Origin of the sequence: Vibrio cortegadensis, assembly GCF_024347395.1 — a bacterium.
GTDB lineage: Bacteria > Pseudomonadota > Gammaproteobacteria > Enterobacterales > Vibrionaceae > Vibrio > Vibrio cortegadensis.
This window is the reverse complement of the sequence record NZ_AP025472.1, coordinates 979,054-1,000,718: the sequence shown is the minus strand read 5'-3', so window position 1 is coordinate 1,000,718 and position 21,665 is coordinate 979,054. Positions and strand designations below refer to the sequence as shown.

The window sequence follows — 21,665 nt, the reverse complement described above, 5'->3', positions numbered from 1 at the left end:
TACCATCGCGCCTACTCTCGCCCTCCGGCACATAAAAAACGCCCACTCCAAGAATCAGAGTGAGCGTTGTCTAGATAAACTTAAATTCGTCTATACGATTGGACGTTGTCCACGGCTGATCCATTTCATCAAAACATGGTCAGCAGCTTCACCAGCAACACCGGCTAGTTTGGCTGATAGTTTTTTCTTTTGCACATAATGGATAGCAAGTACTGTTTTATCTTTACATGCGCTAACCACTAGATCATCAGACGTACTAATTTCATCCACTAAACCTAGAGCTTTTGCTTGTGTACCAAACCAGTGTTCGCCAGTCGCCACTTTTTCTAGATCAAGATCAGGGCGGTGGTCACGTATGAAATCTTTAAATAAGCCGTGAGTCTCTTCTAACTCTTCTTTGAATTTGTCACGTGCTTTATCACTGTTTTCACCAAACATAGTCAGTGTTCGTTTGTATTCACCAGCAGTAAGCTGTTCAAATTCAATATCGTGCTTTTTAAGCAATTTATTGAAATTAGGTAGCTGTGCAATAACGCCAATCGAACCGACAATCGCAAAAGGGGCAGAAACAATCTTATCAGCGATACACGCCATCATGTACCCACCACTTGCCGCCACTTTATCAACAGAAATCGTCAATGGTAATTTTGCCGCTTTTAAACGATCGAGTTGTGAAGAAGCTAAGCCGTATCCATGCACCATTCCTCCACCAGACTCTAGTCTCAGTAGTACTTCATCACCATCCCGAGCCACAGCGAGAATTGCGGTCACTTCTTCACGTAAAGAGGTCACTTCTTTTGCATCTATGCTGCCATTGAAGTCCAATACAAACAGGTGAGGTTCGCGCTTAGTATCAAGTTGCCCATCTTTCACGGCTTTTTTAATATCTTTATCACGAGACTTTGTTTTCTCTTTTTCTACTTTCTTCTCTGCTTTGTCTCTAGCTTTGATAAATGCCTCATCATGTAAATGATGTTCTAGCTGCTCAACAGTATCTTTATGTTGCTCAGTAAGATTAGTGATCTCTAGTTCACCTTTAGCGGTTCCTGATTTTCCACTCACTGATTTCGCAATGACTAGAATAGCAATTATCGCTATTACTACGGTCGCAATCTTGGCCAAAAACAGGCCATAGTCCAACAAAAATTCCAATGTCATATCCCCTAATGTGTGAATTAGTGTATTGTAACCATCTTGTCACGATTACCAAGAACTTATACCAAATCAATTGATATTCTGTTCGTTTATACGTCAGCAACTATTTGGTGCATTTACTAAAAAGGATGAGCATAGTGGAATATTCAGTCTCACAAGATGCCTTAAAAGATAAAGTCATACTCGTTACAGGTGCGGGGGCTGGAATTGGCCGTCAAGCCGCTTTAAGTTTTGCTGAACATGGTGCAACCGTAATTTTATTGGGTCGAAATGTTAAAAACCTTGAATTTATCTACGATGAGATAGAAAAGGCAGGCTACGCTCAACCGGCCATCATTCCGCTAGATTTGAAAGGCGCGACTAAACAAAATTATCTCGATATGGCCGACACCATTGAAAGCCAATTTGGACGTTTAGATGGGTTATTGCATAACGCAGGCGTACTAGGGACATTAAGTCCATTTGATCAAATCGAAGAAGATACTTTTGATGATGTTATGCAGATCAATGTCAAAGCTGAGTTTTTAATGACTCAAGCTCTACTTCCTGTATTGAAAAAAGCGGAAGCAGCACGCGTTCTTTTCACCTCTTCAACGGTTGGACACTCAGGGCGTACTTTTTGGGGTAGCTATGCGATTTCAAAATTTGCAACAGAGGGGATGATGCAGATCCTTGCTGATGAACTAAGTGCGACAACTATTCGTGTCAATGCGATTAACCCAGGAGCAACGCAAACTCGTATGCGTGCGAAAGCTTACCCTGGCGAAGATGCTAATCAGCTAAAAACACCACTGGACATTATGCCTCATTACTTGCGACTAATGGATCCGGCAGAGACATCGATTAACGGCCAGTGCATCGACGCTCAGCCTAAATAGTCCGTAGTCCGTCATTTTTATCTATCAAATATAATAAAGGGAGCAATTAATGCTCCCTTTATTATAGATAAAATTTACACACTCATCCGCAATCGTTCTTGCGCAACCTCTACTAACAAATCTGGTTGGAACTTAGAAATAAAGCGGTTACAGCCGACCTTTTCGACCATCGCATCATTGAAGCTACCACTTAATGATGTATTCAGCGCGATGTACAGGTCTTTCATGCGAGGATCGGTTCGTACCTCATGAGTTAACTTATAACCATCCATCTCAGGCATTTCGGCATCGGTAAACATCATTAACAACTCTTTAGTGACGTCTTTCCCTTCATCACACCATCGCTTCAGCAGTGTTAACGCTTCAAGGCCATCGCAGCATTCGATAATATTAAAACCAAGAGGAGCAAGTGTCCCCTTGATTTGGTTACGAGCGGTCGATGAATCATCCACGATAAGAACGTTTTGCCCAACCATTAATGGTGCTAATTCATCATCTAACACCCCATCAGATATCGAGACATCGTAATCAATGATTTCAGCTAATACCTTCTCAACATCAATAATTTCAACAATTTTCGTCTGTTCTTCTTCTGATATATGGGTAATCGCGGTGAGGTAATTAGAGCGGCCTGTTGTTTTCGGTGGAGGCTGAATTTCTGTCCAAGCCGTGTTGACAATATTGCGAACTTCACCGACTAAGAACCCCTGAACCGATCGATTGTATTCCGTAATGATCAAATTCTGCTCATGCGGTTTTCCGTGGATCGGTGGGAAACCAATCGCACCCCTTAAATCGATAACAGGTACAGATTCACCTCGCAGTGATGCAACCCCGGTAATATTGTGGTGAGCGCCGGGCAGTTTGGTCAACGGAGGCACTTTTAGAACCTCTTTAACTTTAAATACATTGATAGCAAATAACTGCCTACTATTAAGACAAAATAGTAAAAGTTCTAAGCGATTCTCACCAACCAAATTTGTTCTTTGGTCAACTGAATTCAAAACTCCGGACATATAACTTCCCAGTAATTACTTATGTTACATCGTGTTTAGTTACCATAGCTTATTTAAGAATGCTTAGGCAAAGCCACGTAGCCAAAGTGCTACGTAGCTGACAAGTTCAACATTAACTTGATGACAATGTAAGCGAAGGGTTATCCCTCTACGACTTTCATTAATAATAAACCATCGTAAAGAGCCTGCTTAATTAATGCAGCACCTGGCATGGTTGCTTGCTTGTAAAAACGAGATTCGACTAACTCTAAATCTTGGTGGTAAACAGGCAAACTTTGTTCTTCAATACAGGTCTGTATTGCTGGGTATAGTACACTCTTTGCCTGATTTATCACTCCCCCTATCAATATTTTTTCGGGGTTGAACAAATTGATAACTATCGCAATGGCAGAACCAAGGTATTTTCCAAGTTTCTCAATAACATCAACCGCTAACGGGTCGCCATCCGCCGCTGCAGAACAGATGCATTCAATCGTCATCTGCTCACGCTGAGATAATATGGACTCTTCCCCATTCGCGATTCGGAATGCGACTTCTTCACGTATTGCTTTAGAACTCGCCACCGTTTCTAAACAGCCGCGATTTCCGCAATGACAACGCTTACCATTAGGATCAATTTGAATATGCCCCAACTCACCAATGTTGCCATGTCTACCTTCAAGTACACGACCGTCTAAAATGATCCCTGCGCCTAAACCGTGGTGAATAGAAATCAAAACTGAATTATCGTTTTCTTGAGAGTGACCAAACAGCTTTTCAGCCAGCGCCCAAGCCCTTGTATCGTTAGCTACAAAAACAGGTAACCCTGTGGCTTTGTATATTTCAGGCCCTAACGCAAGGTTCTCCACGTTATAGTGTGGCATCTGCAACACAATCCCTTGCTCAGCGTTTACCAAACCAGGCAGAGTGATTGCGATACTCGTAACACGATCCAGTTGTTCTGAATAGGTTTGGAAGAATTCATCAATTTCATGCAACAGCCTTGCAAGTACGTCGTCTTGATCAATCTCATGAATATCGATTTTGGTATCAATGAGGACATCACCACCTAACTCATGTAGTGCAATCGTCAGATAACCCCGTCCTAGACGCATCGATAAAAACTGCCAGCCTTCATTATTTGTTTGTAAGCCAACGGCAGGACGGCCTCTTGAAATCGCTTCTTGAACCGTTGTTTCATGGATCAGGTGAGCTTCAATCAACTCACGAGTGATCTTAGTTATACTCGCAGGTGCCAATGCGCTTTGCTTTGACAAATCGATACGAGAAATGGGACCTTTAAGGTCTATTAATTTATATACACGACCAGCATTGACCTGTTTGATATGATCAATATGGCCCGGTTGAGCCATGTACATTTTGTGCTCCAAAAATAACAACCTGCCAATTTTTTTACTTTGCGAAGTAATTGTGAAGTCATTTGGTATATTGTCGTGACAGCCATCACGGATATACATGAATCTTTGGGTTTTCAATCAAATATTGAACGGTTATTTACCCTACAAAACATGAACACCTCACTTTTTTTTCACTAAGAAAAAACCCAGTTCACACTTCTAAAGTCGCACTAAATGTAATCAATTATTTTTTAAATCATAATTATTTAAATTGCTTATACTTAACGATGTTGCTCAAACTCGTCGCGTTACCATTAGGAGAAAATAATGACTTCTAAACCAAGAAGAACAAAAATAGTCACCACTCTTGGCCCTTCTACCGATAAAGACAATAACCTCGAAGAAATCATCAAAGCAGGTGCCAACATGGTGAGAATGAACTTCTCTCACGGCACAGCTCAAGATCACATTGACCGAGCAAATAAAGTTCGTGCCATTGCTGCAAAACTCGGAACTCACATTGCTATTCTCGGCGATTTACAAGGTCCAAAAATTCGTGTTTCTACGTTTAAAGATGGAAAAATCGCCCTAGAGATCGGGGACAAATTCACACTAGATAGCGATTTAGGACTAGGCGAAGGCAACCAAAATGCCGTTGGCCTAGACTACAAAGAACTGCCCAATGATGTCGACACTGGCGATATACTGCTGCTGGATGATGGCCGAGTTCAACTAAAAGTAACAGCCGTTGAAGGCAATAAAGTGCATACCGTGGTTACGATTGGTGGACCTCTATCAAACAACAAAGGGATTAATAAAAAAGGAGGAGGCCTGTCAGCAGAAGCGTTAACGGAAAAAGATAAGCGAGATATCATTACCGCAGCTGAAATCAAAGTCGATTACCTCGCTATCTCATTTCCTCGTAATGGCGAAGATATGAATTATGCTCGTCGATTGGCACGGGATGCCGGTTTAGAAGCTCACCTAGTCGCAAAAGTAGAACGTGCCGAAACCGTCGCAAGCCAAGAGAGCATTGATGACATCATTATGGCTTCAGATGTTGTTATGGTCGCAAGGGGGGATTTAGGGGTTGAAATTGGCGATCCGGAACTCGTAGGGGTACAAAAACAACTCATACAGCGAGCAAGAAGCTTAAATCGCACGGTAATTACGGCCACCCAAATGATGGAATCGATGATCAGCGCTCCTATGCCGACTCGTGCAGAAGTTATGGATGTGGCTAATGCGGTTTTAGATGGTACAGATGCCGTTATGCTTTCTGGTGAAACCGCGGCAGGGCTATATCCGGTAGAAACCGTGAAGTCTATGGCTGAAGTGTGCGTCGGTGCAGAAAAAATGGCCGTGGTTAAACGCTCAAATTACCGTATTGATAAAACCTTTGTGACCGCTGAAGAGACCATTTCAATGGCAACCATCTATGCCGCCAACCATATGGAAGGCATTAAAGCGATGGTCACGATGACTGAATCAGGGCGAACTGCGCTTATGATGTCACGACTCAGTTCCGGGTTACCTCTTTTTGCACTTTCACGAAATGAGGGCACCTTAAACCGTTGCGCTTTATATCGTGGTGTAACTCCGCTCTACTTTGATACCAATGTTGAGGCTGGATTTGATGTTGCGATGGCGGCATTACAATCACTCAAAGAGCAAAAGTTACTGAAATTTGGTGACTTAGTGATTATTACTCAAGGTGACATTATGGATGTCGCAGGTTCAACGAATTGCATGAGAATTTTACCTGTAATGTAAACTGAACTTCCCATCCATATTAAAGAGCCCAGAATAGACACTCAAAATCTGGGCTCATTTCTGAATAGATTCATTGAGATAAGTACCTTGCTGAATTGCAGTGTATTGTTCTACAAATCGATAACCCGCATCGACGCCCATTTGGTAGTCAAACAACAAATCTTCTGGCTTACTCATTAAAGAACTTGAGCGAAGTGATTCCGCTGGAGCAATTTGAATAACAAAAGCGTCATCAGGAGGCGCATTTAAAAAATCTTGTGTTAAAGAGTAAGTTTGATAATGAACCATTAGCATATCAGCCAAACCAGAATCAAATTTATCGCCGACCAAATGACTTAAGCGATATATATCATCAGCGCCAAATAGCCACCGACCACCATTCAATAAATCCAAATGACGGTGATCTCTCTTTTGTGCCTTAGAGCGCGATATCTGCTGTTGGAAAAAACTTCCCCAATCAGACCGCCATTGATCCATTCTTGACTGCCACTGCTCTTGGATAGTGTCAAAAGAGTCACGAAACCACTCTATTTCAGTCGAAGAGACACTCTTACTCTGCTCTTCATCATCGATAGCCTTATGGGCGGCATCGACAGCCTCAGTCCGTATAACCACCAGATTACGAGCCTCTTTTCTCCACGCCTCTTGAACAGGAATTGAAGCTGATACCCCACCGTCTATATAGTGTTTGCTATCAATAATGATCTCTTTGGTGTAAAGCCTAGGGATTGCGCATGTGGCGATCATCACTTGATACCAATTGTCCGTCAGTAGGGGTAAGTAAGCATCTGACAAATTTTTTTCGTCGGTCACAGCAGCGTAAGCTTTTCTCTGAGCGAGCACTCTTCGCCCCATATCGACATCCAATTTATATGGATACTCAGAGATGCGATCAAGCGCCCATTCCATATCCATTGGCTGCTTGCTTCGTATATAACTAAAGAGATTAAAGAAATTGGGGTCGGTGGTTAAATCCATAATGAAGGATTTTCCGAGGCCGTGTTGACGACACAGATAAGCACAAAGATTGAGAGCACCAGCCGATGTGCCATAAAATTCATCAAATTCATCGAAATTAGAGAGAAGCAGCGCATCAACAACACCAGAGGTGAAAATGCCTCGTTGCCCACCACCTTGGGCAACGAGCGTTGTTTTACCCGATATGTATTTCGAGAGTTGAACAGCGTCAATTCGCGAATCTACATTAGTTATGATTCCACTATTTTTTTTCATTCGTACCTTTCTATTTCACCCATCAACGGCCTCAACTCAATATTGCAACCATTCCAAAGGCGATTAAAATTGAATAGATAGCAGCCGTAATAAATAGAGCACTTTTTAGATCTTGTTCCATAACCTTCTCCTTATGTTATAAGAAAGTAATAACAGCTGTGTGAAGTATGTTCAAGAAATCAACAAATTATGCGTAAACTTATGCCATTGCTATCACAATAAAGCCTCATCGAATAAGGATTGTATTATGACGAGATTTCACATCACCTCTTTGCTTTATTTACTCATGGTCGCACCTTTTACTTCATCTGCCGCAGAGTTTTTCATTACTCCTATGGTTGGCTATACCCTTGGTGGTGGTGTTGAAGATGAGTCAGACAATAATTATGATCTTTCGGGGGCGGTAAACTACAGTATTGCCCTAGAGACACCGCTGGATCAGGGGCGAATTGGGCTCTTTTACTCAAATCAATCATCCGAACTTGATGACATAAAGTTGACATCTTCTGTCCAGTACCTCCACTTTCAAAGCAGTATTTATTACCCTGCAACCAACAATATTTCAGGCTATCTCGGCCTCGGCATTGGCGGATCTTATGTTGATGTCGATTGGGTCAAAGATAAATATGGTTTTTCCGCAAGCCTATTTGGAGGCGTCGAATATCAACTCAGCAGCAATGTAGCTCTGACCAGTCAAGTCCGCTGGTTAGGGACCGTTGTGGATAATGAAACTTCAGGACAATGCACTCTTCCGACCACTGGGAACTCTTGCACTATTCGCTTTAAAACCGATTGGATGAATCAATTCCAGACTAATGTGGGGCTCAGAATCTCTTTTTAGCTTAAAAATGATCAGTTCAAGAATTTGGTATTTATAGGGTAGTAATCGGTGGTATTAACTGAGAGGTGTACAAATTTCAGTCATACGCTCTATTTAATTTTTAAGTCTTTTATCCTACTCTCTCAATAAATACCCGAACAATCACACTGAACCAAGGCATTCACCACTGCTCATTCACTAAAAAACAAGTGAATTAACAATATATCAACCAACAGACCCTCATTAAATAACATCTACATTCTATTGCCTTAACCAAATTTAATCGGTAGTCTCAATGACATGCGTAGCTGATAGTTTCAGTTTTCGCAAACACACATCGTATAATTAAGAACAATATTCTGAGTTCTCTCTAAGTAAACAACATATATAACTACATTTTTGCTAAATCATGGAAGATAGAGCAATCATTCAATAGATTTCCTCTATTGGACTTTCTTCCACTATCTAGCACCAAGCTAAGAGAGAAGCTTCATACCTCAGGGAGTTGAAAAGGAGTAATTTATGAAGCGAGAACAGTGGGGATCCCGTGCAGGATTTATCCTAGCAGCAGTCGGATCTGCGATCGGTCTTGGAAACATTTGGCGTTTTCCTTACATGGCCTATGAGAATGGTGGTGGTGCCTTTTTTATCCCTTACCTTTTTGCCATGCTCACCGCAGGTATCCCTTTCATGATCCTAGAGTTTAGTATGGGTCAGAAGTACCGTGGTTCAGCACCAACCACCTTAGCAAAAATCAATTCAAAGTTTGAATGGCTTGGTTGGTTTCAAGTTGGTGTAGCTGCCGTTATTGCGGTTTATTATGTGGCGGTTATTGGTTGGGCTATCTCTTACTTTGGTATGTCGTTTACTCAAAGTTGGGGAGCAGACACGAACGCTTTCTTCTTCAGTGAATACCTTGCTCTTGGTGATAACACTCCAACAAGCTTAGGTAGCATTCAATGGGGTATCGCGGCTTCGATGCTTATAGCCTGGGCAATCACTTACGCTGCCATTGTTGGTGGTGTAAAAGCTGGTATTGAACGCGCTGCAAAAATTATGATGCCAATTTTGTTCATCATGGTTGTCCTTTTAATTGCACGCATGATCTTCCTACCAGGTGCTCTAAACGGTGTGAACTATCTGTTTGAACCCGATTTCAGCAAAATTTGGGATGTTAAAGTTTGGGCTGCTGCTTATGGTCAAATCTTCTTCACCCTAAGTATTGGTTTTGCCATTATGCTTGCTTACTCTAGCTACCTGCCAGAGAAATCAGACATCACAAACAACGCGTTCATGACGGTGTTGATTAACTGTGGCTTCTCTATCCTTGCTGGTATCATGATTTTCTCTGTACTAGGCTATATGGCTCAAGAACAGGGCAAACCGCTAACAGAAGTGGTAAGCGCGGGCGTAGGGCTTGCATTTGTAACGCTTCCGGCTGCAATTAACTTGTTGCCTGCTCCTTACATTCTGGGGCCACTATTCTTCTTTGCTTTGGTTGTGGCTGGTCTTAGTTCACATATCTCAATCATGGAAGCGGTAACCTCTGCGGTAATCGATAAGCTGAACTGGAGCCGTAAGAAAGCTGCCAATATTGTCATTGGTTCTGGATTTGTTATTTCAATGGCATTTGCAACCAACGGTGGCCTACTGCTTCTTGATTTAGTAGACCATTTTGCAAACAACGTTGGTATCGTAGTGAGTTGCCTAGTTGAAATCGTACTCATGACTTGGTTATTGAAAATTGCAGATGTACGCGAATACGTAAATAAAATCTCTGACTTCACGATCGGTACTTGGTTTGATGTGTGTCTACGCTTCATCACTCCTGTTATTTTAGCCATTATCGTTGCTACTAAACTGCAAGCATTACTGACAGATGGCTACGCAGGCTACGACTTAACGCTTGGTTGGGTAATGATTGGTCTATTGCTCGCTGTCGGCGTGGTAATTAACGTAACTAGCCGCAAGGAGGCTTAATTATGACTACTAGTGCAATTATTATGATGGTTCTTGGTCTTGGCATTACTTGGGGTGGCGCTGCTATCTGCATCAAGAAAGCGATGGACAAGAAGTAACTTAACATTCATTTCTGAATGACAAAATGCCGATAGTTTTCTATCGGCATTTTTACATCTGAACATTAATCGTGATAAGTCTCTCAGCGATAGCGACCTCAATAGACCAAATACAACACGATTAGACCTATCTCGCGATACTTTGCCTCCCCACTGGCCTCACTATTATGACTAATAAAGATTGGACGACTCTTAATATCCCTATTCCACCATAAGTTACACTCCAGCCGATACCAGTACCAATACCAATACCAATACCAATACCAATACCATGACGTGCCTTTCCCAAACAAATCACATCATGATCAGTCCTTCTAATGCATCCAATACAACGACTAGAACCGTACACGAATAACTTGGGTCTGTTGATCTTTCGTGCTGGTTTTTGCGCAGTTTGTGGGAGCTCTATACAAGGCTGAGGCTTTGAAATGTCGTTACCCTACCTGATAAACCACAAACACTTCCCGAAAGGTTCGGTGAAAGGTCAACAGACCCTGATATATGGACTCATGGCTGAAGAGAAGCGCATCGAACCAGTAAAGTAAACAAGTGCATTACGAAGTTCATTAATATCGCGGGAAGAAAGTCACGCGAATACACAGCGGTGGTGTAGCCAAAGTCGGTAACGATGCACAAAGAAGTGAAAACTCTTTGATTAAGAGTAAAGTTTAAAAACGAGCGTAAAGTCCTACACTTGCAAGATCAAAAAAAGGAGACCGTAGTCTCCTTTTTAGTTAATTCAGATTAATGATTACGCGTTGTTGCGAATCCACTCATCCATTTCTGTTTTCAGGTTGTCAGATTTAGTACCGAAGATAGCTTGAACACCACCAGATACAACAACAACACCAGCAGCACCAAGCTGTTTCAGTTTGTCTTGGTTAACTGCATCTGTTTCAGCAACAGAAACACGTAGACGAGTGATACAAGCATCTAGGTTAGTGATGTTTGCTTTACCGCCAAATGCTGCAACTAATTCACCCGCTAGTTCAGAACCAGTAGCTGCAGAAGCAGTGTCTTCGCTTTCGTCTTCACGGCCAGGAGTTTTAAGGTCCATAGCTTTGATTACTGCACGGAATACTACGTAGTAGATTACAGCGTATACAAGACCAAGACCAACTAGAAGTAACATGTTCTCAGCACGAGGAGATTGAACAATAAAGTCAATGAAACCGTTAGAGAATGTGTGACCGTGTACAACACCTAAAGAGTTAGTTAGTACGTAAGCTAGACCAGAAAGTACCGCGTGAATTCCGTATAGTACTGGAGCAATGAATAGGAAAGAGAATTCAATTGGTTCAGTAATACCTGTTAGGAAAGAAGTTAGAGCGGCAGAAGCCATGATGCCCATTACTTTTGCACGGTTTTCAGGTTTAGCTGAATGCGCGATAGCGATAGCAGCAGCAGGAAGACCGAACATTTTGAATAGGTAACCACCCGCTAGTTGACCGAAACCGTTACCAGCAGCGCGAGATGCGTCATCTGCAGTAAGGAAACAAGTCATGATACCGTTTACAGTTTCGCCAGCGTTATTTGTACATTGACCCGCTTCGTAGAAGAAAGGTACGTTCCAAATGTGGTGAAGACCGAATGGGATCAGAGAACGCTCAACAATACCGTAGATACCAAATGCAGTAACTGGGTTTTGGTTAGCTGCCCAATCAGAGAATGCTGCGATTGCAGAACCCACTGGTGGCCAAATAACAGAAAGGATTAGACCAAGAGCAATAGAGATGAAACCAGTTACGATTGGCACTGCACGCTTACCAGCGAAGAAGCCAAGATATTCTGGAAGCTGAATCTTGAAGAAGCGGTTAAATGCCCAACCTGCTACACCACCAGCTAAGATACCACCTAGAACACCAGTATCGATTTTATCTACACCAAATACAGTAGCCATTACTGCTAGTGTCGCTGTCATGATACCGTAACCAACGATAGCAGAAAGGCCTGCAACACCGTCGTTATTTGTAAAACCTAGTGCAACACCTACTGCGAATAGTAGTGGCATTTGGCCGAATACTGAACCACCAGCTTGTTCCATTAAGTGAGAAACCACTTCTGGAAGGAAACTAAAGTTTGCAGCACCAACACCAAGTAAAATACCTGCAACCGGAAGAACTGATACTGGTAGCATCAGAGCCTTACCGACTTTTTGCAGGTTGGCAAAAAGATTTTTAAACATTTTTATGCTCCTGATAAAATTTATAAGTTTTTTATGGGTTCTAACGGCACACCCCCGCAGCCTAAATGTTAGCACCCATTGAAAATGTAACCATGTGTTCCGTTATATTTTTCGCCTCTAAATATATATTGTTGCACCCCTATATATCTAGTTACTTACGAAATTTAGTTTCAAAACCCATTATAGATCACAGTGCAAAACCCACTCTGCAATGCTTTGCATGCAACTTAAACCATTGTTATTAATCAACTTTATAATCAACAAGGTTTATTTTACTGCGTAAATAAAATATTGGCAGTTGTTATTTTATGTAACAAATTTACATTTTGACTTATTTGACATCTCGGCTTCAACAAAATCCGTAAACATTAGCAAACACAGCATAGAATAAGATAAAAACAATAAAAAAGGAGCTTTCGCTCCTTTTTACAGTCCAATTTGATTTTTCATCGCAAAAAAAGATCGTGGTAGTTTTTGGTGGTTTTTTCAGCAACTGAGGATAACGACGCCCCTTTTAACTGTGCAATATAGGATGCAACTTCCACAACATACGCTGGTTGATTCTCTTTTCCACGATGCGGAACTGGAGCTAAGTAGGGAGAATCCGTTTCAATAAGCAGCCTTTCTAACGGCAATGCCGCCACCACTTCTTTCAACTCTTTGGCTTGTCTGAACGTCACTATTCCCGAAATTGATATATAGAAGCCAAGCTCCATAGCAGATTCAGCAAACTTTAAATCTTCAGTAAAGCAGTGGATCACACCACCACATTTATCTGCGCCGCCATTTTTCAAAATCGATAAAGTATCTTCACGCGCATTGCGAGTATGAATAATGAGTGGCTTATTCACCTCAACGGCTAGTTCAACCTGTTGCTCAAAGCGTAACTTCTGTAACTCCGCAGTCTCCGGTTGATAATGATAATCTAGACCCGTTTCACCAATCGCAACCACTTTGGGATGTTTGGCGTATTCATATAACTTGTCGAGTGAGAAGTCACTTTCGACATCGAGTGGATGAACACCACAAGAGGCATGAACTTGCTCATATGGGGCAATCATCTCAAGCATTTTAGGAAAAGAGTCTAAAGTTACCCCTACCGATAGCAGTGACTCCACTTTAGCTTGCTTAGCTTTGTTAATTACATCTTCAATTCCATTGTGTAAATCAGTGTAATCAAGCTTATCTAGGTGGCAGTGTGAATCTACGAACATGATGCCTCTTGCAATTTCAGTAACCAATTAATAACCATCAACTCTGTGTTTAAACCCGTATGGTTTGAAAGCTGATCCATCAAATCTTTTAATAAGTGTGACAACTGGTAGCTTGCTTCATAAGTTAATAATTTGGCTAATGCATCGCTCCCAGGAAGCAAATCACGACTATTTATACCAAAGTGAGCTTTTTGAGTATCACTGAGTAAATACCAGATCCAGCTCAACTTCGTCGACGTGTCACTTTCTAGTGCTGACCACAACTCATAAACATCCGTAGATTTTCCGTCAATAAAAGTAATAAACGCGGACTCAACACCACGATAGCTTTCAACGCCATTCTCATTGACAAATTCTAGAGTTTTAAGAGGAGCATGATGATTCAAACTTGCTACATAGTTTGGAATTTCATTGCTGGTTTGTTGGCCAACCCAATCCGTCAGGTCTGCAGATGAAGGTAAAACAATTTGCATTTGTTGGCAGCGACTAATGATGGTGGGTAAAAGCTTATGAGAGTTCTCTGTCACCAACAAAAAAACGCAATTATCTGCGGGCTCTTCTAGTGTTTTAAGTAGAGCATTAGACGCCGATTCGTTCATAGCTTCAGCTGGCGTCACGATGATCAATCGAGTTCCATTTAACTGTGATGACTGCTGAGCAATATGATTACATTGTCGGATCTGATCAACCGTGATTGATTTACCTTCCTTCTCTGGTTTTATCCAGTGTAGATCCGGATGGCTACCCGACTTTATCAGTTCGCAGCTATGACAAAATCCGCACGCCTCACTAGTGTAATTAGAACACATCAGCGCTGCGCTAAAGTGCTCCAATAACTGTAAGATCCCCACGCCATTACACGCTGAAATCAGCATTGAACCAGATAAGCGCTGGTTGTCTAACTTATCTTTTAACTGTTCCCATGTTGGTTGCAACCATGGATAGAGTGTACTCATAAGTGAACCTACTGAGCCTTAAGCCATGTAATTAAAGTCACTTTAATATCTTTAGCAACATTAGCAATCTCTTGCTCAGCATTAATGACAAACACAGAATCATCAGATGCCGCTATTTCTAAATAACGCTCTCTTGTACGGTCAAAAAAACTAATATCCATTTTCTCTATACGATCGAGCTCTCCGCGGCCTCTTGCACGTTCAAGACCAACGCGAGGATCAAGGTCAAGATATAGAGTCAAATCAGGTTTAAATCCTTTTAGGGTTGTCTCTCTAAGGTTTTCCATCGTCGATCTTGCGATTTGACGACCACCACCTTGATAAGCTTGAGATGACATATCGTGGCGATCACCTACCACCCAATTTCCGGCATTTAGAGCAGGCTTGATGACATTTTCCACTAGTTGAACTCGAGCAGCGTACATAAGCAATAATTCAGTCATGTCTTGAAGCACTTCGCCGTCATGTTCCTCTTTCACTAATGAGCGCATTTTTTCGGCTAAAACCGTACCGCCAGGCTCTCGTGTATTAACAATTTGATCGACTCCAAACTGATTGAGCGTATCTAAAATTGCATTAATTGCGGTGCTTTTCCCCGCCCCTTCTAGCCCTTCGACTACAATAAATTTTGTTTGATTCATTTATTCTTTCTTAATTGTTTTAGGTACGCTCTAACCGCACGATTATGTTCAGCTAGGGTTTTAGAGAATACATGGCCGCCAGTTCCGCTAGCAACAAAGTAGAGATATTTTCCTTTTTCAGGGTTCAATGCTGCCTTAATTGATGCCTCACCAGCCATCGCGATTGGTGTTGGTGGCAAACCGTTAATCACATAAGTGTTATAAGCCGTGCGAGCTCGTAAATCCTTCTTACGAATATTGCCTTTGTAGTTGTCACCCATCCCATAAATAACCGTAGGATCCGTCTGCAAACGCATGCGTTTATTCAATCGATTGATAAACACAGAAGCGACTCTTTCACGCTCAGAGGCAACCGCTGTCTCTTTTTCAATGATTGAAGCGAGGATTAAAGCCTCATAATCACTTTTCAAAGGTAGCTTATCCTGACGTGATGACCAGTGCAGGTCCAATACTTGCTTTAAGTTTGCATGTGCTCGCTTCAATATATCGAAATCCGACGTTCCTAAAGTGTAATAATAGGTTTCAGCTAAAAATAGGCCTTCTAACTTATCTCTATCTATCCCTAACTTTTGGGTAATTTCGGTTTCAGATAAACCCGCTAGACTGTGATCCAAATACTTCGCTTGTTTAAATTGCTCTAGCCATTCACTGAATCGGCTACCTTCCACAAAAGTAATCGAAAATTGGTGCTCTTTTCCTTCAACGAGAAACGCTAACACTTCTCGCAGTGATTGTTCAGGCTCAATCAAAAAAGTACCCGCTTTAATGTGAGTCAGCTCAGGATGTAATCGGCGTACTAATTTTGATGTTGGGTTACTTACAATCCAGCTATCCGTAACAAATTGATTCAGGACACGATTAAAGCTCATGCCTGGTTTTATGGTTACAATTTCCTCATCTTGGATCTGAACAGGTTGATCGAGAAATTGTTGAATTTGCGATGTGGTATAAAAAAAAGCGCCTGCCGCCAATACCGCTAGTACTGTAAGCAAGAGTAGTAACTTCTTAATCACGAGTTAATCGTCTCCTGAAATATTGTTGTCATTGTTCCTATCGAATAAGCCCTGTGCTGATCCGAAGAAAAATTTATTTGAGTAACAGGGACGACACCTAAAATAGAGTTGGTAATAAAAATTTCATCGGCGTCGTATAGCCTAGTAAGCTCAAAGTGTCCTATTTTTGTCTCAATCTCATTTCGTTTTGCGAATTCAAGTATTTGTTCACGAATCACACCCGCGACACCACAGTTAACAAGACTCGGGGAATATAACACATTGTCTTTCGCCCAAAATAGATTCGCCATTGTTGTCTCGATAACATAGCCATTGATGTCCATCGCAACGCCATCCACATATCCACGTTGCTCGGCTTCAGACTTCATTAAGATCTGCTCAAGCCGATTATTATGCTTGTGGCCGGCTAAATACGGATTTAAGCCTAAGCGGTGTTCACAAATGGTTAGGGCTATTCCGCTCTGTGAAAATAGATCATATGACTCAGGAAAGCTGAAATCACTGATCGTTACCGTAATTGGTGAAATATTGTTAGGGCTATACCCTCTCCCACCTTGACCACGACTGATGTGCAACTTAAGCCCCGCTTTGGACGCTTTTTGGCTTGCCTGCTCTAACCAGGTAAAGATGAGATCCCAATCGGGCCTAGGAATCTGCAAAGCATCAAGGCTCCGGTTCATCCGCTGAATATGCTTCGGCCAATATTGAATCTCACCGTTTAGTGTGAGCATCGTGGTAAAGCAACCATCTCCGTATTGAAAAGATCGATCACTTAAAAAGATTGTGTCACTTGGTTGTCCATTCACCCAGTACATTTTTGCTATCCCACAAACAAAGAAACGGCTCAATGCTAAGCATCAAGCCGTTCGAAAACAAGTCTAAATGTGACCTATTGGGCTAACTTAAATCTTTTTGAAGATTAAGCAACCATTTGTACCACCAAATCCAAACGAATTACACGCAGCATAAGTAAGATCTGCTTTACGTGCCGTATGTGGAACAAGATCAATACCTAAATCATCTTCAGGATTATCTAGGTTGATTGTTGGCGGAACAATTTGATCAACAAGAGTTAACGCTGTAATAATCGCTTCTACAGAGCCTGCTGCACCTAATAGGTGGCCAGTCATCGATTTAGTAGAAGAGACTAGTACTTGCTTAGTTCCTGCTTCACCAAGTGCTCGTTTGATGCCTTTAACTTCTGCAACATCACCCGCTGGTGTTGATGTTCCATGAGCATTGACGTAGCCAATCTGCTCACCCGTAACATCGGCATCACGCATTGCAGCTTCCATCGCAAGTGCACCACCAGAGCCGTCTTCACTTGGAGACGTCATGTGATAAGCATCACCAGACATACCAAAGCCAACGATTTCACAGTAGATTTTAGCACCACGAGCTTTTGCGTGTTCGTACTCTTCAACAACCATCACGCCAGCACCATCACCAAGAACAAAACCATCACGATCTTTATCCCATGGGCGAGACGCTTTTTGCGGTTCGTCATTACGAGTAGAGAGCGCTTTTGCTGCTGCAAAGCCACCCATACCAAGTGGCGTTGATGCTTTTTCAGCACCACCCGCTAACATGGCATCCGCATCACCATAAGCGATCATACGAGCGGCATGACCGATATTGTGTAAGCCTGTTGTACAAGCTGTTGAAATTGCAATGTTCGGACCACGTAAACCTTTCATGATAGACAGGTGACCTGCAATCATATTTACGATGGTTGAAGGAACGAAGAAAGGACTGATTTTACGAGGACCTTTTTCCGAAAGCACTTTATGGCCTGCTTCAATTAAACCTAAACCACCAATACCTGAACCGATAGCTACACCAACTCTTGGTGCATTCTCTTCAGTAATGGTTAGGCCTGAATCACTAAAGGCTTGGATTCCTGCTGCGATGCCGTATTGGATAAACAAATCCATTTTACGTGCATCTTTTTTAGACATGTACTCTTCGCAGTTAAAGTCTTTGACTAGACCTGCAAAACGAGTTGAGAAATTGGTGGCATCAAAATGATCGATATTATCGATTCCACTTTGACCAGCTAGCAGGGCTTTCCAAGATGATTCTACAGTGTTGCCTACCGGTGACAACATACCCATGCCAGTGACAACTACACGACGCTTGGACACGATTTTACTCTCCGGGAATTGATGAAAGGGTTCTATATGAGGGATAGAAGGCTTTAGAAAAAACACAGGCGGTCTAGATGACCGCCTGGGAGAGAATCTTACTGAGCGCTGGTCACGTAGTCGATAGCAGCTTGAACAGTAGTGATTTTCTCAGCTTCTTCGTCTGGGATCTCAGTGTCGAATTCTTCTTCTAGAGCCATTACTAGCTCAACTGTGTCTAGAGAATCAGCACCTAGATCGTCAACAAATGAAGCTTCGTTTTTAACTTCTGCTTCGTCAACACCTAGCTGTTCGATGATAATTTTTTTTACGCGTTCTTCGAGGTTGCTCATTTTTCTTTTCCTTTACAGAGTTCGCTTTATGCGATGTTTTCCGTAGTTTATTCAAAACTTTAAAAGTTGCAAGGAAGACCTTGCTGGTCAAACCACAATTTACGCGATTTTAACCGAAAATACATACATTTTTGACCTAAATCATGCATAAATTTTATGCAACGACTTAAACCATGTACATTCCACCATTAACGTGAAGTGTTTCTCCAGTGATGTATGCTGCCGCTGGAGATGCTAAGAATACTACAGCTTCCGCAATTTCACGAGGATCACCTAAACGACCTGCTGGTACATTTGCTAGTGTAGCAGCACGTTGCTCATCATTCAGCGCTTTTGTCATATCTGTTTCAATAAAACCGGGTGCAACGGTATTTACTGTTACACCGCGTGAAGCAACTTCACGAGCCATAGACTTAGTAAAACCAATTACACCAGCTTTTGCAGCGGCATAGTTTGTTTGACCAGCGTTACCCATGGTACCAACAACAGAACCGACGTTAACGATACGACCTTGACGCTTTTTCATCATGCCACGCAATACCGCTTTAGACATGCGGAAAATAGGCGTTAGGTTAGTATCGATGATGTCATTCCATTCATCGTCTTTCATACGCATTAGCAAGTTATCACGAGTGATACCTGCATTGTTAACAAGAATGTCAATCGCACCGAATTCATCGTTGATGGTTTTCAGTGTAGCAGCAATTGAGTCAACGTCAGTGACATTAAGAGCAAGACCTTTACCGTTCTCACCAAGGTACGCACTGATTGCATCTGCGCCGCCTTCAGACGTAGCAGTACCGATAACTTTAGCACCACGCTCAACTAAAAGTTCAGCGATTGCACGACCGATACCACGGCTTGCGCCTGTAACCAGTGCAACTTTGCCTTCTAAATTCATCATAACTTCTCTATTAAGTGGTTATTTACTTAGCAGCTTCTAGTGATGCAGTATCATTAACTGCTGCAGCTGTCATAGTTTTTACGATTCGTTTTGTTAGACCAGTAAGAACTTTACCAGGGCCTAACTCAAGAAGTTTTTCAACACCTTGTTCGTTCATCGCTTGTACGCCTTCAGTCCAACGAACTGGGCTGTAAAGTTGACGAACTAATGCTTCTTTAATTTTTGCAGGATCTGTTTCAGCCGCTACATCAACATTGTTGATAACTGGCAGCGCTGGCGTGTTGAACTCTAGTGCTTCAAGCGCAATAGCTAGTTTGTCTGCTGCTGGTTTCATTAGAGCACAGTGAGAAGGAACAGAAACAGGTAAAGGAAGTGCACGCTTTGCGCCTGCTTCTTTACATAGCACACCTGCACGCTCTACTGCTGCTTTGTTACCTGCGATAACAACTTGGCCTGGAGAGTTAAAGTTAACAGGAGACACAACTTCATCTTGCGCTGCTTCTTCACACGCTTTAGCAATCGCTTCATCACCTAGACCGATGATAGCGTACATTGCACCAACGCCAGCGGGTACAGCTTCTTGCATAAGCTGGCCGCGCAGTTCAACTAACTTGATCGCTTGTTTAAAATCGATAACGCCAGCACACACTAATGCAGAGTATTCACCTAGGCTATGGCCCGCAAGGTTTGCAGGCTGCTCTAAACCCAGTTCTTGCCATACACGCCAAATCGCCACAGAAGCGGCAAGCAATGCAGGTTGAGTTCTGAATGTCTCGTTAAGATTTTCAACAGGGCCATCTTGAATAAGAGCCCACAAATCATAACCAAGCACATCTGACGCTTCTGAAAAAGTCTGCTTAACAACATCATACTTTTCGCCAAGATCAGCCAACATGCCAAGAGCTTGTGAACCTTGACCTGGAAATACGATAGCAAATTTGCTCATTTCATTTACCTTCAGAAATTCAATATATAAATGCAATAAAGGTAAAAGTGACTTACTTTTACCTATTAATTTTTTTGATGCTAACTAGAATTTAACTAGAGCTGAGCCCCAAGTAAAACCGCCACCAAATGCTTCTAATAGCAACGTCTGTCCACGCTTAATACGACCATCTCTGACCGCTTCATCTAACGCAGTCGGTACCGTAGCAGCGGAAGTATTACCGTGACGATCAAGGGTCATCACTACTTGGTCTAAAGACATCGTCAGTTTCTTCGCGGTTGCGGAAATAATACGATAGTTCGCTTGATGTGGTACAAGCCAATCCAATTCAGATTTATCCATATTATTAGCCGCTAGCGTATCTTTAACTAAACGCGAAAGTTGAGTTACTGCCACTTTAAATACTTCGTTACCCGCCATATGAAGCCATTTATCGACATCACCACCACGCTCAGGGACTTCAAGGCTCAGTAATTCACCAAAGCGACCATCAGAGTAGATATGGGTAGAAAGAATTCCAGGCTCTTCACTCGCACCAACGACGACAGCGCCTGCCGCATCACCAAATAGAATGATGGTAGAACGGTCTGTTGGATCACACGTTTTTGAAAGCGCGTCAGCACCGACAACCAAGACATTTTTACACATGCCCGATTTGATATGTTGATCTGCCACTGATAATGCATAAACGAACCCAGAACATGCCGCAGCCAGATCAAATGCCGGACAACCGACAATGCCTAGCTTACCTTGAACTTGACAAGCTGAAGATGGGAACGTGTGGCTGCTACTGGTTGTTGCAACAATAATCAGATCAATAGCGTCTTTATCAATACCCGCCATTTCTATTGCTTTCTCAGACGCAAAAAAAGCCATATCCGCAACAGTTTCATCATCAGCTGAAATGCGGCGCTCTTTAATACCAGTACGAGTTACAATCCACTCATCTGTTGTGTCTACCATTTTTTCTAAATCTGCGTTAGTACGCACTTTAGATGGCAGATAGCTGCCAGTACCTAAAATTTTGCTATACATGAAAA

At 42.2% G+C, this 21,665-nt stretch carries 21 protein-coding genes; 5 read left to right on the top strand and 16 right to left on the bottom strand.

Annotation, left to right across the window (positions count from 1 at the left end; genetic code table 11):
- Positions 1–90 precede the first annotated feature (90 nt).
- Positions 91–1,152: a protease SohB gene (gene sohB, locus OCV39_RS04610; protein WP_390903242.1), complete on the bottom strand. Its 1,062-nt coding sequence runs from the start codon at positions 1,150–1,152 to the stop codon at positions 91–93.
- A 140-nt stretch (positions 1,153–1,292) separates the two neighbouring features.
- Here sohB and OCV39_RS04605 point away from each other — a divergent pair, with 140 nt between their 5' ends.
- The gene (locus OCV39_RS04605; protein WP_136993908.1) at positions 1,293–2,033 is read left to right on the top strand and encodes a YciK family oxidoreductase; all 741 of its coding nucleotides are present in this window, start codon (positions 1,293–1,295) and stop codon (positions 2,031–2,033) included.
- 74 nt (positions 2,034–2,107) lie between these two features.
- Here OCV39_RS04605 and OCV39_RS04600 read toward each other — a convergent pair whose 3' ends face one another.
- Positions 2,108–3,049: a chemotaxis protein CheV gene (locus tag OCV39_RS04600; protein WP_017053908.1), complete on the bottom strand. Its 942-nt coding sequence runs from the start codon at positions 3,047–3,049 to the stop codon at positions 2,108–2,110.
- Positions 3,050–3,189: 140 nt separating this feature from the next.
- A complete protein-coding gene (mlc, locus tag OCV39_RS04595) occupies positions 3,190–4,407 on the bottom strand; it encodes a sugar metabolism global transcriptional regulator Mlc (protein ID WP_017053909.1) in 1,218 nt (405 codons plus the stop codon).
- Between the two features lie 306 nt (positions 4,408–4,713).
- On the opposite strand from mlc, the gene pyk reads away from it, so the two are divergent.
- On the top strand, positions 4,714–6,159 hold the full coding sequence (gene pyk, locus OCV39_RS04590; RefSeq protein WP_113795925.1) for a pyruvate kinase: 1,446 nt from the start codon (positions 4,714–4,716) through the stop codon (positions 6,157–6,159).
- A 54-nt stretch (positions 6,160–6,213) separates the two neighbouring features.
- Here pyk and OCV39_RS04585 read toward each other — a convergent pair whose 3' ends face one another.
- A complete protein-coding gene (locus OCV39_RS04585) occupies positions 6,214–7,392 on the bottom strand; it encodes a patatin-like phospholipase family protein (protein ID WP_261889112.1) in 1,179 nt (392 codons plus the stop codon).
- 31 nt (positions 7,393–7,423) lie between these two features.
- Complete coding sequence (gene cydH / locus OCV39_RS04580) at positions 7,424–7,513, bottom strand: cytochrome bd-I oxidase subunit CydH (RefSeq protein ID WP_017053912.1); 90 nt, start codon at positions 7,511–7,513, stop codon at positions 7,424–7,426.
- A 126-nt stretch (positions 7,514–7,639) separates the two neighbouring features.
- Between cydH and OCV39_RS04575 the strand changes: the two genes are divergently transcribed.
- From OCV39_RS04575 to OCV39_RS04565, 3 genes are all read left to right on the top strand, one after another.
- Positions 7,640–8,233: an outer membrane protein gene (locus OCV39_RS04575; RefSeq protein ID WP_216599535.1), complete on the top strand. Its 594-nt coding sequence runs from the start codon at positions 7,640–7,642 to the stop codon at positions 8,231–8,233.
- Positions 8,234–8,734: 501 nt separating this feature from the next.
- The gene (locus OCV39_RS04570) at positions 8,735–10,192 is read left to right on the top strand and encodes a sodium-dependent transporter (RefSeq protein ID WP_113795922.1); all 1,458 of its coding nucleotides are present in this window, start codon (positions 8,735–8,737) and stop codon (positions 10,190–10,192) included.
- A gap of 2 nt (positions 10,193–10,194) precedes the next feature.
- Positions 10,195–10,290 (top strand): methionine/alanine import family NSS transporter small subunit, encoded by a 96-nt coding sequence (locus tag OCV39_RS04565; RefSeq protein WP_017053915.1) that lies wholly within the window; start codon positions 10,195–10,197, stop codon positions 10,288–10,290.
- A 751-nt stretch (positions 10,291–11,041) separates the two neighbouring features.
- Here the strand turns inward: OCV39_RS04565 and ptsG are convergent.
- The 11 genes from ptsG to OCV39_RS04510 all read right to left on the bottom strand — a co-directional run bounded on the left by ptsG (position 11,042) and on the right by OCV39_RS04510 (position 21,660).
- Positions 11,042–12,475 (bottom strand): PTS glucose transporter subunit IIBC, encoded by a 1,434-nt coding sequence (ptsG, locus tag OCV39_RS04560; RefSeq protein ID WP_113795921.1) that lies wholly within the window; start codon positions 12,473–12,475, stop codon positions 11,042–11,044.
- Between the two features lie 446 nt (positions 12,476–12,921).
- Positions 12,922–13,689 (bottom strand): TatD family hydrolase, encoded by a 768-nt coding sequence (locus OCV39_RS04555; protein ID WP_017053918.1) that lies wholly within the window; start codon positions 13,687–13,689, stop codon positions 12,922–12,924.
- A complete protein-coding gene (gene holB / locus OCV39_RS04550) occupies positions 13,680–14,645 on the bottom strand; it encodes a DNA polymerase III subunit delta' (RefSeq protein ID WP_261889111.1) in 966 nt (321 codons plus the stop codon). Before holB ends, OCV39_RS04555 begins: the two co-directional genes overlap by 10 nt.
- A gap of 8 nt (positions 14,646–14,653) precedes the next feature.
- Positions 14,654–15,286: a dTMP kinase gene (tmk, locus tag OCV39_RS04545; RefSeq protein ID WP_171756090.1), complete on the bottom strand. Its 633-nt coding sequence runs from the start codon at positions 15,284–15,286 to the stop codon at positions 14,654–14,656.
- A complete protein-coding gene (gene mltG, locus OCV39_RS04540) occupies positions 15,283–16,299 on the bottom strand; it encodes an endolytic transglycosylase MltG (protein ID WP_261889110.1) in 1,017 nt (338 codons plus the stop codon). The genes tmk and mltG overlap by 4 nt, the downstream gene beginning before the upstream one ends.
- Positions 16,296–17,114 (bottom strand): aminodeoxychorismate lyase, encoded by an 819-nt coding sequence (pabC, locus tag OCV39_RS04535; protein ID WP_261889109.1) that lies wholly within the window; start codon positions 17,112–17,114, stop codon positions 16,296–16,298. Before pabC ends, mltG begins: the two co-directional genes overlap by 4 nt.
- Positions 17,115–17,201: 87 nt before the next feature.
- Positions 17,202–18,443, bottom strand: coding sequence for a beta-ketoacyl-ACP synthase II (gene fabF / locus OCV39_RS04530; RefSeq protein ID WP_171756093.1), 1,242 nt, complete (start codon positions 18,441–18,443; stop codon positions 17,202–17,204).
- Positions 18,444–18,541: 98 nt separating this feature from the next.
- Entirely contained in the window at positions 18,542–18,775 is a 234-nt protein-coding gene (gene acpP, locus OCV39_RS04525; protein WP_017051317.1) for an acyl carrier protein, read from the bottom strand.
- 166 nt (positions 18,776–18,941) lie between these two features.
- The gene (fabG, locus tag OCV39_RS04520) at positions 18,942–19,676 is read right to left on the bottom strand and encodes a 3-oxoacyl-ACP reductase FabG (RefSeq protein WP_029203229.1); all 735 of its coding nucleotides are present in this window, start codon (positions 19,674–19,676) and stop codon (positions 18,942–18,944) included.
- Between the two features lie 25 nt (positions 19,677–19,701).
- Positions 19,702–20,625, bottom strand: coding sequence for an ACP S-malonyltransferase (gene fabD, locus OCV39_RS04515; RefSeq protein WP_261889108.1), 924 nt, complete (start codon positions 20,623–20,625; stop codon positions 19,702–19,704).
- Between the two features lie 84 nt (positions 20,626–20,709).
- A complete protein-coding gene (locus OCV39_RS04510; protein WP_261889107.1) occupies positions 20,710–21,660 on the bottom strand; it encodes a beta-ketoacyl-ACP synthase III in 951 nt (316 codons plus the stop codon).
- Between the last annotated feature and the right edge of the window lie 5 nt (positions 21,661–21,665).

What these genes read in the sequence shown, in the direction of transcription:
- OCV39_RS04600 (WP_017053908.1), bottom strand. Translation starts at nt 3,049, where the DNA reads ATGTCCGGAGTTTTGAATTCAGTTGACCAAAGAACAAATTTGGTTGGT.
- mlc (WP_017053909.1), bottom strand. Translation starts at nt 4,407, where the DNA reads ATGTACATGGCTCAACCGGGCCATATTGATCATATCAAACAGGTCAAT.
- pyk (WP_113795925.1), top strand. Translation starts at nt 4,714, where the DNA reads ATGACTTCTAAACCAAGAAGAACAAAAATAGTCACCACTCTTGGCCCT.
- OCV39_RS04585 (WP_261889112.1), bottom strand. Translation starts at nt 7,392, where the DNA reads ATGAAAAAAAATAGTGGAATCATAACTAATGTAGATTCGCGAATTGAC.
- cydH (WP_017053912.1), bottom strand. Translation starts at nt 7,513, where the DNA reads ATGGAACAAGATCTAAAAAGTGCTCTATTTATTACGGCTGCTATCTAT.
- OCV39_RS04575 (WP_216599535.1), top strand. Translation starts at nt 7,640, where the DNA reads ATGACGAGATTTCACATCACCTCTTTGCTTTATTTACTCATGGTCGCA.
- OCV39_RS04570 (WP_113795922.1), top strand. Translation starts at nt 8,735, where the DNA reads ATGAAGCGAGAACAGTGGGGATCCCGTGCAGGATTTATCCTAGCAGCA.
- OCV39_RS04565 (WP_017053915.1), top strand. Translation starts at nt 10,195, where the DNA reads ATGACTACTAGTGCAATTATTATGATGGTTCTTGGTCTTGGCATTACT.
- ptsG (WP_113795921.1), bottom strand. Translation starts at nt 12,475, where the DNA reads ATGTTTAAAAATCTTTTTGCCAACCTGCAAAAAGTCGGTAAGGCTCTG.
- OCV39_RS04555 (WP_017053918.1), bottom strand. Translation starts at nt 13,689, where the DNA reads ATGTTCGTAGATTCACACTGCCACCTAGATAAGCTTGATTACACTGAT.
- holB (WP_261889111.1), bottom strand. Translation starts at nt 14,645, where the DNA reads ATGAGTACACTCTATCCATGGTTGCAACCAACATGGGAACAGTTAAAA.
- tmk (WP_171756090.1), bottom strand. Translation starts at nt 15,286, where the DNA reads ATGAATCAAACAAAATTTATTGTAGTCGAAGGGCTAGAAGGGGCGGGG.
- pabC (WP_261889109.1), bottom strand. Translation starts at nt 17,114, where the DNA reads ATGTACTGGGTGAATGGACAACCAAGTGACACAATCTTTTTAAGTGAT.
- acpP (WP_017051317.1), bottom strand. Translation starts at nt 18,775, where the DNA reads ATGAGCAACCTCGAAGAACGCGTAAAAAAAATTATCATCGAACAGCTA.
- fabG (WP_029203229.1), bottom strand. Translation starts at nt 19,676, where the DNA reads ATGAATTTAGAAGGCAAAGTTGCACTGGTTACAGGCGCAAGCCGTGGT.
- fabD (WP_261889108.1), bottom strand. Translation starts at nt 20,625, where the DNA reads ATGAGCAAATTTGCTATCGTATTTCCAGGTCAAGGTTCACAAGCTCTT.
- OCV39_RS04510 (WP_261889107.1), bottom strand. Translation starts at nt 21,660, where the DNA reads ATGTATAGCAAAATTTTAGGTACTGGCAGCTATCTGCCATCTAAAGTG.